Raw genomic sequence first — 15,683 nt, 5'->3', positions numbered from 1 at the left:
TTCAACCTTAATCCGTCCACGGAATAAGCCTCGGCTCTGCATCCAATATGGACTCATATTGCTCTTTCCAGCCGTAACGAGCTTCCGGATCGAGTGTCTGGTATCTGACGTATTTGCGGACACGATCCTCCTCCCTGGCCCAGCCGTAATGCTTCACCCGCGGCACATGGCAGGCGTAAGGCAGATGCTGGATGCTTAGCGGAAAGCGGCCGCAATGCTGCGGTGTTTCCTTCCACTCGTAAACCATACCGGGCCGATATTTAATAAGGAAGGGCCGATAATACGCATGGGCCTGCCAGAACGCATCCTCCCGGTACGCTGTCTCACTCCACATATCGAACAAACGGAAATATATCGCTTCCTCCGGGCCGCTTAGCAACACATCCCGCAGCTCGCCGAAATCCGATGTTAAAATCTCGTCCGCATCCAGATTAAGAATCCACTCCGGGTTGACCGCAATCGTCTCTTCCCACTGCTGCTTTCTTAACCTCACTTCATCGGAAAAACGAGATACCGGATTTTCCACCAGCACCAGCGGAATTCCTTCTAACAGCTCCCTGCACATGGCAGCCGTCCCGTCCGTGCTTCCGTCGTCAATAATGACAGCCCGGTCAATCCATGGCCGATGCGTCTCCAGTGCCTGTCTCAAATAACGCTTCTCCTCATTGCGAACAATCATTGACAAGGTGATGTGCGGCCTGTTTCTCGCAGAATGCTCCTGTTCATCCAAAATCCCACCCCCGCGCTTAACTTCGCTGTGACAACCCAAACGGTCTATACCTAATCTATGCGAAGCCGGAATCCAGATATGCAGGTCATCATGCTTCAAGATGCCAACGAAAATGCCAACGACAAAAAGAAGCACCCGCCCTAAGCGAATGCTTCTTGAAGTGTTTGCTTTTATCCCGGATCAACTGCGTATGATGTAAAAAGAAGACGGCCGACGACTTGCATCGTTTCGATTAACGATATGCCGCCAGTCGATCATTCAAGCCGCGTGTCTGCCCATACACCTCTTGGTAGAGAGCGAACAAACCGTCATATACAGCCACTGTCTCTGGATTAGGTACATATGACTTCGCAGGACGAATAAAGGCTTCAGCACACTGCTGCAAAGACGGGAACCAGCCACTGCCGTAAGCAGCCAGCATCGCAGCCCCCATTGCCGGGCCCTGCTCGCTCTCCAGCTTCACAATCGTTGCATTGAAAATGTCGGCCTGCATCTGCAGCCAAGCCTCGTTTTTGGCACCGCCACCGATGGAAATGACCTCGTTCACCGTCTTGCCGGCGCCGCGCAAAATATCAATCGACTCGCGCAGCGAGAAGGTAATGCCTTCCATCACCGCACGCCCGAAATGCTCCAGACGATGTCCGGCATCCATGCCGATAAAGCTGCCACGAATATTCGCATCCGGGTGAGGTGTCCGTTCTCCAACAATATAAGGCGTAAACAGCAGACCGCTGCTTCCTGCCGGAATCTCATCAATGCCTTGCAGCAGCACATCAAAGGATTTATCGGCTGCAAAGGTGTCCTTGAACCAGGATAGACTGTATCCTGCCGCCAGCGTCACTCCCATAATATAGAAGGCATCTTTCTCCCCGTGATTAAAAAAGTGCACTTTCCCTTCGAAATCCAGGTCTTTCCGTTCCTCGTACGAGAGAACCACCCCGGACGTACCGATGCTGCACATCGTTTGTCCTTCACTCAGAATACCTGCGCCAATCGCTCCGCAGGCATTATCTGCGCCACCGGCAAATACCTTGGTCGCTTTCGCCAAGCCTGTTTGCTCCGCAATGTCAGGCAGCAGCGTGCCAACTTGCTCGAAAGATTCCACCAAGCGCGGGCATAGCGACATCGGCAGATTAAATGCGGCCGCGATCTGCGCGCTCCACTGCTTACCTGTCACGTCTAACAGCAGTGTACCTGCTGCATCGGAATAATCCATAGCGTAATCACCGGTCAGCCGGTAACGAACATAGTCTTTTGGCAGCAGGAATAAAGCTGCTTGTTCAAGCAATTCGGGTTCGTTTTCCTGTACCCACAGGATTTTAGGCAGTGTAAAACCTTCCAGTGCACGATTTCGGGCAATGCTGAGCAGCTTGCTGTCCAGTGCTTTCTCGATCCGGCGGCACTGCGCGGTCGTTCTGGTGTCATTCCACAGAATTGCATTGCGCAGCGGCTTGCCTTCCGCGTCCACCAGCACCAGCCCGTGCATTTGCCCGGAGAAGCTCATGCCTTCAATCTCGGATGGCTGCACGCCGGATACCTCCAGCAGCTTGCGAAGCGACACAATCGTCTGTTCCACCCAATCCTCCGGATTTTGCTCACTGTATCCAGCCTTGGGCTGGTAAAGCGGATAGGCCTCCGATGCTTCAAATGCCACTTTTCCTTCGCGGTTGACCAGCACGGTTTTGACCGCACTCGTGCCGAGATCGACGCCGATGACGTAACTCATAAGTAGACTCCTTTCGTTTATACAGGATTGAATGGGAACCTTTTGGGTTGCGGCATGGCGGGTCACTCCGTGGTCAGAAAACCCTTCGATCCCCCTTACCCCCGGATTTCTTCATTCCCCTTCTCAAGGGGGAAATCCGGTTGTAAATGCGAACGCTTCGCTTCTTCGGGTTCTTTCTGCCCACTCCGCTTTGCATGCCGCTTCTCCAACATTTCCTTCAAACGGTACAACCGTACTCGTTTGCGGGAAATGGGGGATTCTATGACATCAAACTACCTTGTCATTGGCTTGGAACATAAAACCTTTTGGGTTGCGGCATGAATGGTCACTCCGTGGTCAGAAAACCCTTCGATCCCCCTTACCCCCGGATTTCTTCATTCCCCTTCTCAAGGGGGAAATCCGGTTGTAAATGCGAGCTTATGCTTACGATGCCAGCTTTCCTTCAGAAAGCTTCCAGCTTCGCTTCTTCGGGTTCTTTCTGCCCACTCCGCTTTGCATGCCGCTTCTCCAACATTTCCTTCAAACGGTACAACCGTACTCGTTTGCGGGAAATGGTGATGCTCCAATGACAACAAACCGTCCCCGCCTTCCCGGAGGAAAGCGGGGACGGTTTGAATGTCACCTTATTCAACGTCCAAGGCACAAGTTTGAAGTTGCACCGAGTAGGAAGCTGTATGCCCTGCTAGATTCCAGATCTTGCCTATGATTTCAATCAGAGGCAAGCTGCACACCAAGGCATAAAGTTCTTCCTCTATGACTGTTATTAGTCAGCCAGAATGTATTGGTTCAGTTTTGCTCTCAGCAATTCCTGACGTCCGGATTGATTTTTGCGTGGGCTTTCGTTGTTCAGAGCGTACTCAGCCAAGGAAGCAAGTGTTGCTTTGCCTGCTACAACATCTGCACCGATGCCTTCGTTGAAGCTGCTGTAACGCTGCTCGATGAATTCATCGAATACGCGGTCTTCGATCAGCTTGGAAGCTACTTTCAGACCTTTCGCGTACGTATCCATACCTGCGATATGAGCCAGGAACAGGTCTTCAGGCTCGAATGAACCACGGCGAACTTTCGCATCAAAGTTTACGCCACCTTTGCCCAGACCACCGTTTTTCAACACTTCATACATCGTCAGCGTAGCATCATACATATCAACAGGGAACTCGTCTGTATCCCAGCCGATCAGCAGATCGCCCTGGTTGGCATCCAGGGAACCGAGCATGCCATTGATGCGGGCTACACGAATTTCATGGTCAAACGTATGGCCTGCCAGCGTGGCATGGTTCGCTTCAAGATTCAGCTTGAAGTGGTTGTGCAGATCATATTTTTGCAGGAACGCAATGGAAGTTGCTGCATCGAAGTCATATTGGTGCTTCGTTGGCTCTTTTGGTTTAGGCTCGATCAGGAACTGAGCATCAAAGCCGATTTCTTTTGCATAATCAACTGCCATATGGAACATACGAGCGATATTGTCCTGCTCCAGCTGCATGTCCGTGTTCAGCAATGTGTCGTAACCTTCACGACCGCCCCAGAATACGTAGTTTTCTGCACCGAGACGTTTACCTACTTCCAGACCTTTCTTGATCTGAGCGGCTGCGTGAGCATATACATCAGCGTTGCAAGTGGATGCTGCACCAAACATAAAGCGTGGGTTGGAGAACATGTTAGCTGTGTTCCAGAGCAGCTTTTTGCCGCTTGCTTTCATATGCTCTTCCAGCAGATCAACGATGGTATCAATGTTGCTGTAGAATTCACGCAGCGTTGCACCTTCCGGAGCGATGTCTACATCGTGGAAGCAGTAGTAAGGCAGATTCATTTTCTCCATAAATTCAAAAGCCGCTTCTACGCGAACTTTAGCTTTATCCAGACCGGAGTAGCTATCCCATGCACGCACTGCTGTTTCAGCACCGAACGGATCGCTACCACCTGCTGTTAATGTGTGCCAGTAAGCCATACCGAAACGGAAGTGCTCTTCCATCGTTTTGCCAGCAACAACTTCTTGCGGATTATAATGTTTAAAAGCAAATGGATTCTTGGAATCTTTACCTTCGAATGCAATCTTATTAACGGATTCAAAATAGGCCATGTGATAAATGCCTCCTCAAAAGTTTTAAAAGAGTTTATAAAGAAATCGTTTACACCGTTATCCTAACACATCGGTTTCACTTTGTCTATCGGTTAAACAAAGTTAAAATAAAATTGTTTTTTCCCCGTTCGTTTACGCTATAATAGTCGAATAGCTTGTTAGCGGATCAGCATGAGAGCCTTATATAAGTTGAACTACTTCATCCACACATGAACGAAGAGGACAGAAAAAACCTGTAGAAGCGAAGGGTTCGCTTAAAAGCTTTCTGAAAAGAAAGCTGCATCGAAAGCATATGCTTATCCTTGGATTTTCCCCTTGAATAGGGGAATCGAAAAATCTGGGGATAACAGCGCTTGAAAGGTTATTCTGTCATCGGAATGTCCGTATAAATCTCTTCAGTTCAATTTGATAAAAAGAGAAAGAATAGGAGTGCCTAAGCGATATGAAAATTACTGGCGACCAGATGCTGGTCAAAAAAATAAACAAGTCGATCGTACTCGATACGATCCGGCGCCACGCCCCCCTTTCCCGGGCCAAATTGTCCGAAGTGACAGGGCTTAACAAAGCAACGGTCTCCAATCTGGTTGCGGATCTGATCAGTGACGAACTCGTGCAGGAGATTGGTCCCGGAGAGTCCAGCGGTGGGCGCAAGCCGTTGATGCTGCTTTTTCGCGGAACTGCGGGTTATGCAGTCGGACTGGAGTTGACGGTCACCCGTTTGAAAGGCGTGCTTACCGATCTTGAGGGTCATATCGTTGCCGAATATGCCACCGATCTGGTGCAGCATGATGCAGCGTCTGTATTCGAACAATTAAAGCTGGCAGCGGATTACCTGATCCGGCAGGCTCCTCCATCCCCTCATGGCGTGATCGGCATTGGCATCGGTGTTCCCGGAATGGTCGATGAGCAGGGCACCGTGCTGTTTGCACCCAACTTGAAGTGGGAGATGGTTCCCTTGCGAGCGATGATGGAGGACAGCTTCAAGCTTCCTGTTACGATTGATAATGAAGCCAACGCGGGTGCGCGGGGCGAGCTGAACTTTGGTGCAGGGATTGGCGTACGTCATCTGATCTATATCAGTGCTGGTATCGGGATTGGTTCAGGCATCATTGTAGATGGTGAATTGTATAAGGGCGCCTGGGGATATGCGGGTGAGACTGGACACATGTCGATTGAAGCAGAGGGTTTGCCCTGCTCTTGCGGTAATCGGGGATGCTGGGAGTTATATGCCTCGGAAAAAGTATATGAGCACCCGGATCAGCAGCACCTGCCTGCGCGTACTACCAAGGAATTGATTGAACTGGCTCAGGAGGGTCACGAGGCTGTACTGGACTTGTACGAAACGGTTGGACGCAAGCTCGGCATCGGCATTACCAATATCGTCAACAGCTTTAACCCGGAACGTATCATTATTGGCGGACCGCTTTCGGAGGCTAAACCCTGGATTGAATCGGCACTTAAACAGGTGGTGGAGGAACGTACCCTGCCTTATCACCGCCGCAGCCTGCAAGTCGAATGGGCCGCTCTGGGCAGCCGCTCAACCCGAATCGGGGCAGCTTATGCTGCTATATCCCAATTTTTAGGCAATGTACGGGTGTCTGTTTAATATTTAGCTAATAAACAGCTGAAATTGACAAGATTTCGCCCCATTTCATCCCTTTTTGTTAAAGAAATCCAGAGGTATAATGAGACTATGTGATTTTTATCATGGCAGCGCTCTCGCTGCTGTGTTATCCGATAATGAAACGGAGTGAAAACTCGTGACCTACGTGGATACATCAGATATCTCGGCGCCAGTATTTGTCACCGTACTCCTGTTCCTGATTGTGCTTGCGCCCCTGTTCAGCCTAGGCATACTTCGATTTTTTCAGAGCAAAAAGAAGGCTGGTATCATGTACATGCTGTCAGGCTTGCTGGTGTATGTCGTATTTCAGACGTTTATGAGTATTTTTTTCTAGCGTAAATAAGTTCGGTTTTTACGTCAAATCCCCTTTTACATCCACAAAAGAGTTCATGAACCATGTGCTCTGTTGTAGTTGCGAAAGGGGATTTTTCATACTCGCAACCCACTCTATAATCGTGCATTATTCTCACAGCACATGCTCAAAAAACCGTACCCATTAAGGTACGGTTTTTTCTATATTCTAACGGCTCGCGAAAACCGGAATTGCATATGAATCAAAACTTTTTTTCATCACATGTTGCCCTAGAATATCAACCTGATTTAAGCGTCCAGCACTTTCGCAAATTGCGTTTTGTTCATGCCCAGAATGCGGTGTTCACCGATTACAGTCAGCGGAACCGCGCGTACGCCCATGTCCCATACTTGTTGTGCGAACTCGTCGCTGGTTTCGATGTTGCGCTCTTCGTAAGCAATGCCTTTATCAGCCAGGAAAGACTTTACAGATTTGCAGTTCGGGCAGTTTGTGGATGTGTATACAATTACGTTTTCCATGTTCAATTCACCTCATATTATGATTATTTAATTTATACGGTTAATTATTTATAAGCTTAATGTTGCCTTATTCAAACACCGGACTTTTAACTTTTAATCCAATATCCGTGTTGTCAAATGGCTCCGAATTACAGCGCAACCGCGCTGTGCTCCAGGCTTTCAATGAATTTCTCTGCATCCATCGCAGCCATACATCCGCTTCCTGCTGCGGTAATCGCTTGTTTGTAGCGTGTATCCTGAACGTCACCACATGCGAATACACCTGGAATGTTCGTTTCAGAAGTGCCTGGTGTTGTCAAAATATAACCATGATCGTCGGTTGTAATCTGACCGCCAAGGAAGCCTGTGTTTGGTGTGTGGCCAATCGCTACGAATACGCCGCTTGCCGAAAGAATTTCTTCTTCACCTGTTGCGTTGTTCAGCACTTTCAGACCTGTCACACCGTTCTCGCCGGCAATAACTTCAAGTGGTGTACGGTTAAGCGCCATTTCCACTTTTTCGTTGCTGCGTGCACGATCCTGCATGATTTTGGAGCCGCGCAGCTCTTCACGACGGTGAACCAGCGTTACTTTGGAACCGAAACGGGACAGGAAGTTTGCTTCCTCCAGCGCGGAATCGCCGCCGCCAATAACGATAATCTCTTTGTTGCGGAAGAAGAATCCATCACATGTTGCACATGTGCTGACACCGCGACCTACGTTTGTTTCTTCTCCCGGGATACCCAGGTATTTAGCAGATGCGCCTGTAGACAGGATCAACGTTTCGGATACGAGTTCTCCCATACCTTCAACTTGAATTTTGAATGGGCGCTCACTCATGTCGACGTTGTTTACCCAGCCCGTACGGAATTCTGCGCCAAAACGCTCCGCTTGCTTGCGCATATTGTCCATCAACTCAGGACCCATGATGCCATCAGGGAAACCCGGGAAGTTCTCCACTTCCGTCGTTGTTGTCAGCTGTCCGCCAGGTTGCGGCCCTTCAATCACGAGCGGGTTCAGGTTGGCGCGTGCCAGATAGATTGCTGCTGTCAGCCCTGCAGGGCCTGTTCCAATAATAATTGATTTATACATGTATAGTTCCTCCCCCAGGTTCTGCAAAAAGGTCAGGCTCTCCGGCATCAAAAGCGCGGACAGTTGCATACACTAAAACGGATAGCCCACGTCATGTCCATCAGAACTGCCTGAGAAAATGAAGATTCACCTATGCAGAAACGGAATTCTAATTTATAATCATTCTAATCTGTTGTTCATTATGATCTCTTTTATGTACGGTGTCAATGCTCGGCAGCGATTATGAAGAAGTCTTCATCAGGAGGGAAAATGGAAGCATGAACGATGCTCTGCTAGGCAGTATTATTTCGGCCATGTCTACCGGACTTGGAGCCGTACCGATTTTATTTATGCGTAAAATATCACATCGTCTGCGTGACATTCTGCTCGCTTATGCAGCGGGCATTATGACCTCAGCCTCGGTGTACAATCTCATTCCCGAGGCGCTCGGGCAATCTAATCTGTTTGTACTCGCTTTTGGCATCATGCTGGGCAGTCTGGTTCTGCTTGTGCTGGAGATGCGGATTCCGCATGTAGACCTGGAGAACCCGGAGAAGATGCCTTTCAAAATCGAAGGCAAGGCCTTCATGATTATCGCCGCGATCACCATGCACAACTTGCCGGAGGGGTTGTCTGTCGGTGTAAGCTACGCAAGTACGGATGAGAATCTGGGCAACCTGATCGCCTTTTCCATAGGTCTGCAAAATGCACCCGAAGGATTTCTGGTCGCTCTTTTCCTGGTCAATCAGAACATTGGCCGCTTCAAAGCACTTGGCATTGCAACACTGACCGGAGCTGTAGAGATCGTAACCGCCATGATCGGATTTACCCTCAGCAGTCTTGTGGCTGGTCTAGTACCGTATGGTTTGGCGTTTGCAGCCGGTGCGATGATGTTTATCGTTTACAAAGAGCTCATTCCCGAAAGCCATGGCGATGGCAACGCCCGTGCAGCCACCATCTCCTTCCTGCTAGGTCTGATTACGATGATCGGCCTGACCGAGCTTTTCTAGGGCGTGTCTGAAAACTCTGAAGGAAGCAGATTTTGCTGAATTTTCGTTCCAAGCAAGGAAGTTTTCCGCAGGCGTGCCGGGGCACGTCAAGGGAAAGTGACGCAGCAGGGGGCGAAAAGGCAGTAAAAGATGCACTTCAGTAGGTTTCAAGACACGCCCTAGATGGGAACATCAGCTTAAAGCGAAAAATTCAACGAAAAGCCAAAGAACCCAAACGACAGCGGCAAGCTGAAGTCGGGTTCTTTTTTTAGTCACAAATGAAGATTCCATGAAATTACTGAAATTGCTGAAATCATCTGTAAGCCAATCAATTCAAGATTGAATAAATCGAATCAGTTCGGCATTGTATTTTTCCAGCTCATCGTAAAATGCACCGTGTCCACTTTCCTCAAATACCACCAGTTCGGCTGACGGAATCGCTTGGTGCATCTGTTCAGCGAATTCAAACGGACAGATTTCATCTTTTTTACCGTGGAAAATGGCTGTAGGCACCTGAATCGTCTCCAGCTCTCCGCGTAAATCCTCATCCCGCAGCGCCATGGCACTGCTGATCGTACCATAAGACGAAGCCTCCATGCCGAGTGCATGGAACCAATTCATGAAGGGCTTGCTGTGCTCTTTGGCAAAAAACATCCCGCCAAACGGAAGCTTGCCGGACTTTATCCGTTAACAAAGTTGCACACACACGTCGATGCCCTATCGCTTCAACATTTTTTACAAATATGCTCGTTATGCACCAGCAGCTCACCTTATCGCAGCAGCCGCAGTCCATTCAGAATAACCAGAATTGTACTGCCTTCATGTCCAACCACCCCAAGTGGCAGTGCTACATCCTGCAGGAAATTACCCGCAATCAGCGCCAGAATGACGGTAATCGCAAACCACATATTATGTTTTACCGTGCGTTCTGCCCGCCGCGCCTGCCCGATGACCCAGACAATCTCTTCAATGTTATCGTTCATCAGCACCGCATCGGCCACCTCAATAGCCGTCCCGCTCCCTGACAAGCCCATGCCCAGTCCTACCGTTGCTGCTGCAAGTGCGGGTGCATCGTTAACCCCGTCACCAACCATCAGCACATGGCCATATTGCTTCCGTAGCGCTTGCACCTGCTTCACCTTGTCTTCGGGCAGCAGGTCTGCATAGACCATACTAACCCCGGCTTCACGTGCGATCACTGACGCTGAACGGGCACGGTCACCGGTCAACATCGCTACTTGCACCCCCATACTCTCCAGCTTCTTCACAGCAGCAGCAGCTTGAGGACGAATCATATCCCGCATCGCAATCAAACCAGCGAACTCACCGTTGACTGTTACAACAGAGATGGTTTTCCCTTCCTGCTCCAGTCGGGCACATACTTTCTCCCAATCCGCCGCGCCTTCCAAACTTGTCGCATCAGAGATTGCCCCCGTTACAACGTCGGGCATTCTTTCTGTCCATGCTGTTCCGTCCAGCCGTCCAATCTTCCATACGTTGCCGTTCACCGTCCCTTCGATGCCGTGTCCCGTAATCGACTGCACATGCTCTGCCTCCTGGAGAGGCAAGCTCTCCTTGTTCGCCTGTTCAACAATGGCCAGGGCAAGAGGGTGCATGGAGAGATTTTCAACAGACGCCACAGCGGACAACAATTGCTCTCTGCTCACATGGGAAGCTGTCAGAATATCCGTAACTTGTGGTGTTCCCATCGTGAGTGTACCTGTTTTGTCAAAAGCAACAACCTTGGTCCGCGCGATATTCTCCATATGTGCCCCTCCCTTGAACAAAATGCCGCGGCGTGCGCTGCTGGACATCGCTGACAGCATCACAGGCATAATAGATGACACAAGCGCACAAGGGGAAGCCACAACCAGAAAGACCATTGCTTTATAAAAAGCTTCACTCCACGTCCACCCCAAGAACAGCGGTGTCCCTGCAATAACAAGCAGTGTGACTCCTACCACAATCCGTGCATAGATGCCTTCAAACCGTTCCATAAATCGCTGCGAATCCGGCACCTCGGCCTGCGCTTCCTCCACCAGCTTGATAATTTTGCCGAACAATGATCCTTCAGCCGACTTGGTGACCTCGACATATAATGCCCCCTCGCCGTTCACCGTACCTGCATACACTTCGTCGCCTGTGATCTTATCTACGGGCATGGATTCCCCTGTAATCGAAGCTTGATTGATAGAAGAGCTTCCCCGATAAACAACACCATCCGCAGGAATCAGCTCGCCCGGCTTCACCAGCAGCAAATCTCCCGCTTTCAAATTCTCAATAGCAACCACATTCATCTGTCCATCCTCAATGCGCAGGGCCGTCTCCGGTTTGAGTGCCAGCAAGGATGAGATGTCTTTGTGACTGCGCTCGGTAGCGTAGCTTTCCAGTGCACCACTGAGGGCAAAGATAAAGATCAGCATCGCCCCTTCATTCCAGTACCCAATGGCTGCGGCTCCGAGCGAAGCGGCAATCATCAGCAGATTAACGTCCAGGTCACGGTCTTTAACCAGCGTTTCGATGCCTTCCTTGGCCTTGGTCCAGCCACCGATGGCATAAGCCGCGATGTAGAGTATGACAGATAATGTCGCAAAGTAAGGAGCAATCCCCCAGGCAATCAGCATCATAAGACCACTGCCTAACGCCGCCTGCATCTCCTTGTTCTTCAGCATGACACGGAAGTCAGGCTTCTTGCCCCGGTTAGGACCAGGCGTGTTGGCCGATTGCCGTTTCGCTTGCTGTTTTCCTTGTAAAGATTGATGTATCGCTTGCATATGAATCACGTTCCTTTCGCGTATGAGTTTTAGCGTAGTGACGCTGCTTTTTCGCTTTTTTCTTTTTCTTTTTTGCTGTTGCTGCTGTTGCTGCTGTTGTTCTTTTGTTCTTTTGCTTGAAATTCGCTGAATCCAACGTTTCAACTGCTGCCCATTTCCGCTTCCGATCTGATTCCCATCTGACTGTCTTTAACCCAAGTTGTATTGAGAATGAGATCCATTGTTATTGCCCTAAAAATGGCACATGCTGCTGCGGGAATCCCGCAGCAGCATGGTTTAGAGATGATTTTACATCCTCAACGAATCAAGATTCAGTGAGAATGATAATCATTTTTGTACTTATGCAATTATTTTCACTCAATACAACTTTTGTTTCATTATATGCCTGTGTTGTGAATTTGTAAATGGGTATTCCATATAAAATTCCAGGCATAACATCGAACATATTGCAAATGCATGATATATGAAGATGAATGAATTCCAGCAGATAGGAAACAAATTCAAAAAATCAAAAAGAGGCAGCCCTGCGACAAACACAAACACCAAAAAAGCCGCCAGCAGCGGCTTAAACAGGAACTCAAACACTTTAGACAGAAACACTTGGGCAGGGATCTACTTGTACTCGGATCTACTTGGACAGAGCCCTGAATAGTTTTGACACACACACTACACCCCACTCAAAACATATGCATCTTCCACCAAAAGCTTCTCATACGAAATTCATCCTCAGGAATGTTAATTCCCATCACCAGCGTCCGGACTAACGAATCCCAGAAGCCTTATTTCGCCGAAAACACCCCGTTTAGATTTCTAACGATTCGTGGAGACGCTATTCATCGCATTTAGCCCATTTCCCTCTTTCTCAGGCCGAAAATTTGACAAATAGGGTCGCTAGGATTCGTTAGATTTTCAAACTCAGCAAAAAGCGGAAAATAAGATCACTAGGAATCGTTAGCCTTCAGATAAAATGAAATAAATTAATATGAATTAAACTATATCCCTACTCACGAAGAAAAGACCAAAGCACGCTAACGCTGCTTTGGCCCTTGTTTAAAATTGATTATAACACGTTACAGCTCTTTACAACTCTTTACAGCTCTTTACGCGCCTACACTTGCACCCTGGCTCGCTTTAATCGCTTGCTCCAGATCGTAAATGATGTCCTGAATATTCTCTGTACCGATGGACAAACGAATCAACTCTGGATTTACGCCAGCTGCATTCTGCTCTTCATCCGTCAATTGAGCATGTGTAGTGCTTGCCGGATGAATGATCAGCGACTTGGAATCACCAACGTTTGCGAGGTGAGAGAACAATTTTACGTTTTCGATCAATTTACGGCCCGCTTCAACGCCGCCTTTGATACCAAAGGTCAAAATTGCACCTTGCCCTCTTGGCAGGTACTTCTGTGCAAGCTCATAGGATGGATGACTTGGCAAACCTGCGTAGCTTACCCACTGAACGTCTTCATGTTTCTCCAGGTATTCTGCTACAGCCAGTGCATTGGTGCTATGACGCTCTACGCGCAAATGCAATGTTTCCAAACCTTGCAGCAGTAGCCATGAATTGAATGGAGAGATCGATGCACCCAGGTCACGCAGCAGTTGTACCCGTGCTTTAATAATATAAGCAATCGGCCCAACCGCTTCCGTATAAACGACCCCGTGATAGCTTGGGTCCGGCTCAGTCAATCCAGGGAATTTCCCGCTGGCCTTCCAGTCGAATTTACCGCTGTCTACGATAACGCCGCCGATAGATGTACCGTGCCCACCGATGAACTTCGTTGCCGAGTGAACAACAATGTCTGCTCCATGCTCGATTGGACGTAACAGATACGGGCTTGGGAACGTGTTATCTACAATCAGAGGAATGCCATGCTCATGAGCAATCGCTGCCACAGCTTCAATATCAAGTACGTTACCTTGCGGGTTACCAATCGTTTCAGCGTACAACGCTTTTGTTTTGTCCGTAATTGCCGCCCGGAAGTTCTCAGGATTACTCGAATCCACGAATTTTACATCGATACCCAACTTGGGCAGTGTAGTAGAGAACAAATTATAAGTACCACCATACAAACTTGCCGCGGATACAATCTCATCACCAGCACCAGCAATGTTTAACAAAGAGAACGTAATCGCTGCCTGCCCCGAAGCTGTTGCGAGCGCTCCGGCTCCGCCCTCCAATGCCGCAATCCGCTGCTCAAACACATCGGTCGTTGGATTCATCAGACGTGTGTAGATGTTGCCAAACTCTTTCAAACCAAACAGATTAGCAGCGTGCTCCGTATCCCGGAATCCATACGATGTTGTCTGGTACAAAGGTACAGCTCTAGCATGAGTTGTTGGATCAATCTCTTGGCCTGCATGAATGGCTAACGTTTCAAATGAAAGCTCACGTTCGTTTGACATAAATCTGAATCCTCCCTTGATATCTGCATTATGATACATTTGATTCTCAATCATGGCTTCCTGATGTCTTCTCATGGCGGTTTATGTTTTACATATTCTCTCATAAGATGTCGGTTTTGAAAAGAGTTATTTCCGATTTTTCCGATGTGAAATGAAATAAAATACAAAACATCAACCCAAGTTGCTAAATAAGATCATCTTACCAATAACGATTAACATTAAAACCTTAGCCACGGACATGCCAAATTCAATTCACATAACTATTCCCATATCCCTAACCATTAACCTCTCCATAAACATACCTACAGGCTTAACCTTCCCTATAGCCTTAACCATACCATAGCCAAAGCCATCCCCCTTTACAACTAACACAACTATACCATCAACACTTTAAAACGTTAATACCAAAAAAGCCTTCGCTCGCGCAAAGGCTTATGAGACTGCTGCCTGAAATCATTAGACGATATACGCTGCAACCCAGCATCCGATGAAGGCCAGCATCCAAGGTAGGATGATGCCTCTCCTGCCGCAGCCGCAGCTCGGCTATGATTCCCAGCCAGCAATTTATATGACTGTTAAGGCTTTTCACCTAATTAAACCTCACCCGTTACACGCTCACCGAATTCCAAACCTCTCTCAGATGCTTCGCAGCAGGCACAGCCTCTTCTGCTGTTACACCCTCCAGCGAAATATCAATATACGGCTTGTAGGTCTTCAGCAGTTCGAAGAACAAAGGATAATCCAGAATGCCCGCACCAGGAACAGGATTGTATTTCTCCCCTTGTGCGTTGAAGGCTACATCCTTCGCATGAATCACAATGATCCGCTCATAGAGCTTTTCCATCACTTCACGCAAAAACGCGCCTTGATCCACCGTATGATGGTGCTTGATCAGATTGCACGGATCAAACAGCATGCCCAGATTGGATGAAGGAATCTCTTCAAACAAACGAGTCATGTGCTCATGCGTATGCAGCGTATGGGTCGCAACCGGTTCAATAGCGGCGTGTACGCCCCATTTTTCCGCTTCCTCTGTAATCTCCTCAAGCGTATCCTTCAGCACGCTCCAGGACTTCTCATCATAGGAATCCGGATGGGTATCACGATACGTTGTGCGCTCCCCTGTTTCAGTTGCCACCATGCTGCAGCCAAAATCCCGGGCATAACGCAGATGCTCCTTAAAGCGATTAATGTCTGCCCGGCGGCTCACAGGATCGGGATCAATCGGGTTAATATAACAGCCCAGCACGGCGATTTTCACCCCGCGGCTTGCGAATTGCTCCCCAACCTCATTAGCCAGACCCGGACTCAGTTTGCCGTTCGCAGAATCCACATCGGACAAGGCCTTCGCCAGAGCCAGCTGCACAGCATTGAATCCGTTGTCCGCAATCGTCTGCGCCAGTTCAGCCGTAGGTCTCTTGCCAAATGTGTGTGCAAGAACGCCTAGTTTCATCTCACTGCCTCCTTCTGCA

General features: G+C 48.8%; 14 protein-coding genes. 3 read left to right on the top strand and 11 right to left on the bottom strand.

All coding sequences use genetic code 11. The annotated features are described in order from the left end of the window. Positions 1-7: 7 nt before the first annotated feature. From HNR77_RS10600 to xylA, 4 genes are all read right to left on the bottom strand, one after another. Positions 8-679 carry a glycosyltransferase family 2 protein gene (locus tag HNR77_RS10600; RefSeq protein WP_184183460.1) on the bottom strand — a complete coding sequence of 224 codons (672 nt, stop codon included), beginning with the start codon at positions 677-679 and terminating at the stop codon, positions 8-10. Between the two features lie 283 nt (positions 680-962). After that, a complete protein-coding gene (gene xylB, locus HNR77_RS10595; RefSeq protein WP_184183457.1) occupies positions 963-2,456 on the bottom strand; it encodes a xylulokinase in 1,494 nt (497 codons plus the stop codon). A gap of 386 nt (positions 2,457-2,842) precedes the next feature. Beyond that, positions 2,843-3,031, bottom strand: coding sequence for a hypothetical protein (locus HNR77_RS10590; RefSeq protein ID WP_184183456.1), 189 nt, complete (start codon positions 3,029-3,031; stop codon positions 2,843-2,845). 188 nt (positions 3,032-3,219) lie between these two features. Then, complete coding sequence (gene xylA, locus HNR77_RS10585) at positions 3,220-4,536, bottom strand: xylose isomerase (RefSeq protein WP_111268379.1); 1,317 nt, start codon at positions 4,534-4,536, stop codon at positions 3,220-3,222. A 442-nt stretch (positions 4,537-4,978) separates the two neighbouring features. Between xylA and HNR77_RS10580 the strand changes: the two genes are divergently transcribed. Both HNR77_RS10580 and HNR77_RS10575 read left to right on the top strand, forming a co-directional pair. Then, positions 4,979-6,142, top strand: coding sequence for an ROK family transcriptional regulator (locus tag HNR77_RS10580; RefSeq protein WP_184183453.1), 1,164 nt, complete (start codon positions 4,979-4,981; stop codon positions 6,140-6,142). A gap of 154 nt (positions 6,143-6,296) precedes the next feature. Further along, complete coding sequence (locus HNR77_RS10575; RefSeq protein ID WP_111268377.1) at positions 6,297-6,494, top strand: hypothetical protein; 198 nt, start codon at positions 6,297-6,299, stop codon at positions 6,492-6,494. A gap of 266 nt (positions 6,495-6,760) precedes the next feature. On the opposite strand, the gene HNR77_RS10570 is transcribed toward HNR77_RS10575, so the two are convergent. Then, the gene (locus tag HNR77_RS10570; protein ID WP_111268376.1) at positions 6,761-6,991 is read right to left on the bottom strand and encodes a glutaredoxin family protein; all 231 of its coding nucleotides are present in this window, start codon (positions 6,989-6,991) and stop codon (positions 6,761-6,763) included. Between the two features lie 128 nt (positions 6,992-7,119). Then, positions 7,120-8,061 (bottom strand): thioredoxin-disulfide reductase, encoded by a 942-nt coding sequence (gene trxB / locus HNR77_RS10565; RefSeq protein WP_184183450.1) that lies wholly within the window; start codon positions 8,059-8,061, stop codon positions 7,120-7,122. Between the two features lie 257 nt (positions 8,062-8,318). Here trxB and HNR77_RS10560 point away from each other — a divergent pair, with 257 nt between their 5' ends. After that, positions 8,319-9,050 (top strand): ZIP family metal transporter, encoded by a 732-nt coding sequence (locus HNR77_RS10560; RefSeq protein ID WP_184183447.1) that lies wholly within the window; start codon positions 8,319-8,321, stop codon positions 9,048-9,050. 312 nt (positions 9,051-9,362) lie between these two features. Here the strand turns inward: HNR77_RS10560 and HNR77_RS10555 are convergent, their stop codons facing one another. From HNR77_RS10555 to HNR77_RS10535, 5 genes are all read right to left on the bottom strand, one after another. After that, positions 9,363-9,683, bottom strand: a complete 321-nt coding sequence (locus tag HNR77_RS10555; RefSeq protein ID WP_397366526.1) for an alpha/beta fold hydrolase — start codon at positions 9,681-9,683, stop codon at positions 9,363-9,365. Positions 9,684-9,799: 116 nt separating this feature from the next. Next, on the bottom strand, positions 9,800-11,803 hold the full coding sequence (locus HNR77_RS10550) for a heavy metal translocating P-type ATPase (protein WP_184183444.1): 2,004 nt from the start codon (positions 11,801-11,803) through the stop codon (positions 9,800-9,802). Further along, positions 11,730-11,939, bottom strand: a complete 210-nt coding sequence (locus HNR77_RS10545; RefSeq protein WP_184183441.1) for a hypothetical protein — start codon at positions 11,937-11,939, stop codon at positions 11,730-11,732. The genes HNR77_RS10550 and HNR77_RS10545 overlap by 74 nt, the downstream gene beginning before the upstream one ends. 964 nt (positions 11,940-12,903) lie before the next feature. Further along, a complete protein-coding gene (locus tag HNR77_RS10540; RefSeq protein WP_184183439.1) occupies positions 12,904-14,211 on the bottom strand; it encodes a homocysteine synthase in 1,308 nt (435 codons plus the stop codon). Positions 14,212-14,818: 607 nt separating this feature from the next. Next, positions 14,819-15,664 carry a sugar phosphate isomerase/epimerase family protein gene (locus HNR77_RS10535; RefSeq protein ID WP_184183436.1) on the bottom strand — a complete coding sequence of 282 codons (846 nt, stop codon included), beginning with the start codon at positions 15,662-15,664 and terminating at the stop codon, positions 14,819-14,821. Between the last annotated feature and the right edge of the window lie 19 nt (positions 15,665-15,683).

Origin of the sequence: Paenibacillus sp. JGP012, from assembly GCF_014203995.1 — a bacterium.
Classification (GTDB): Bacteria; Bacillota; Bacilli; order Paenibacillales; family Paenibacillaceae; genus Paenibacillus; species Paenibacillus silvae.
Note: the sequence above shows the minus strand (reverse complement) of the source record. Positions and strands in the feature narration are given on the sequence as shown.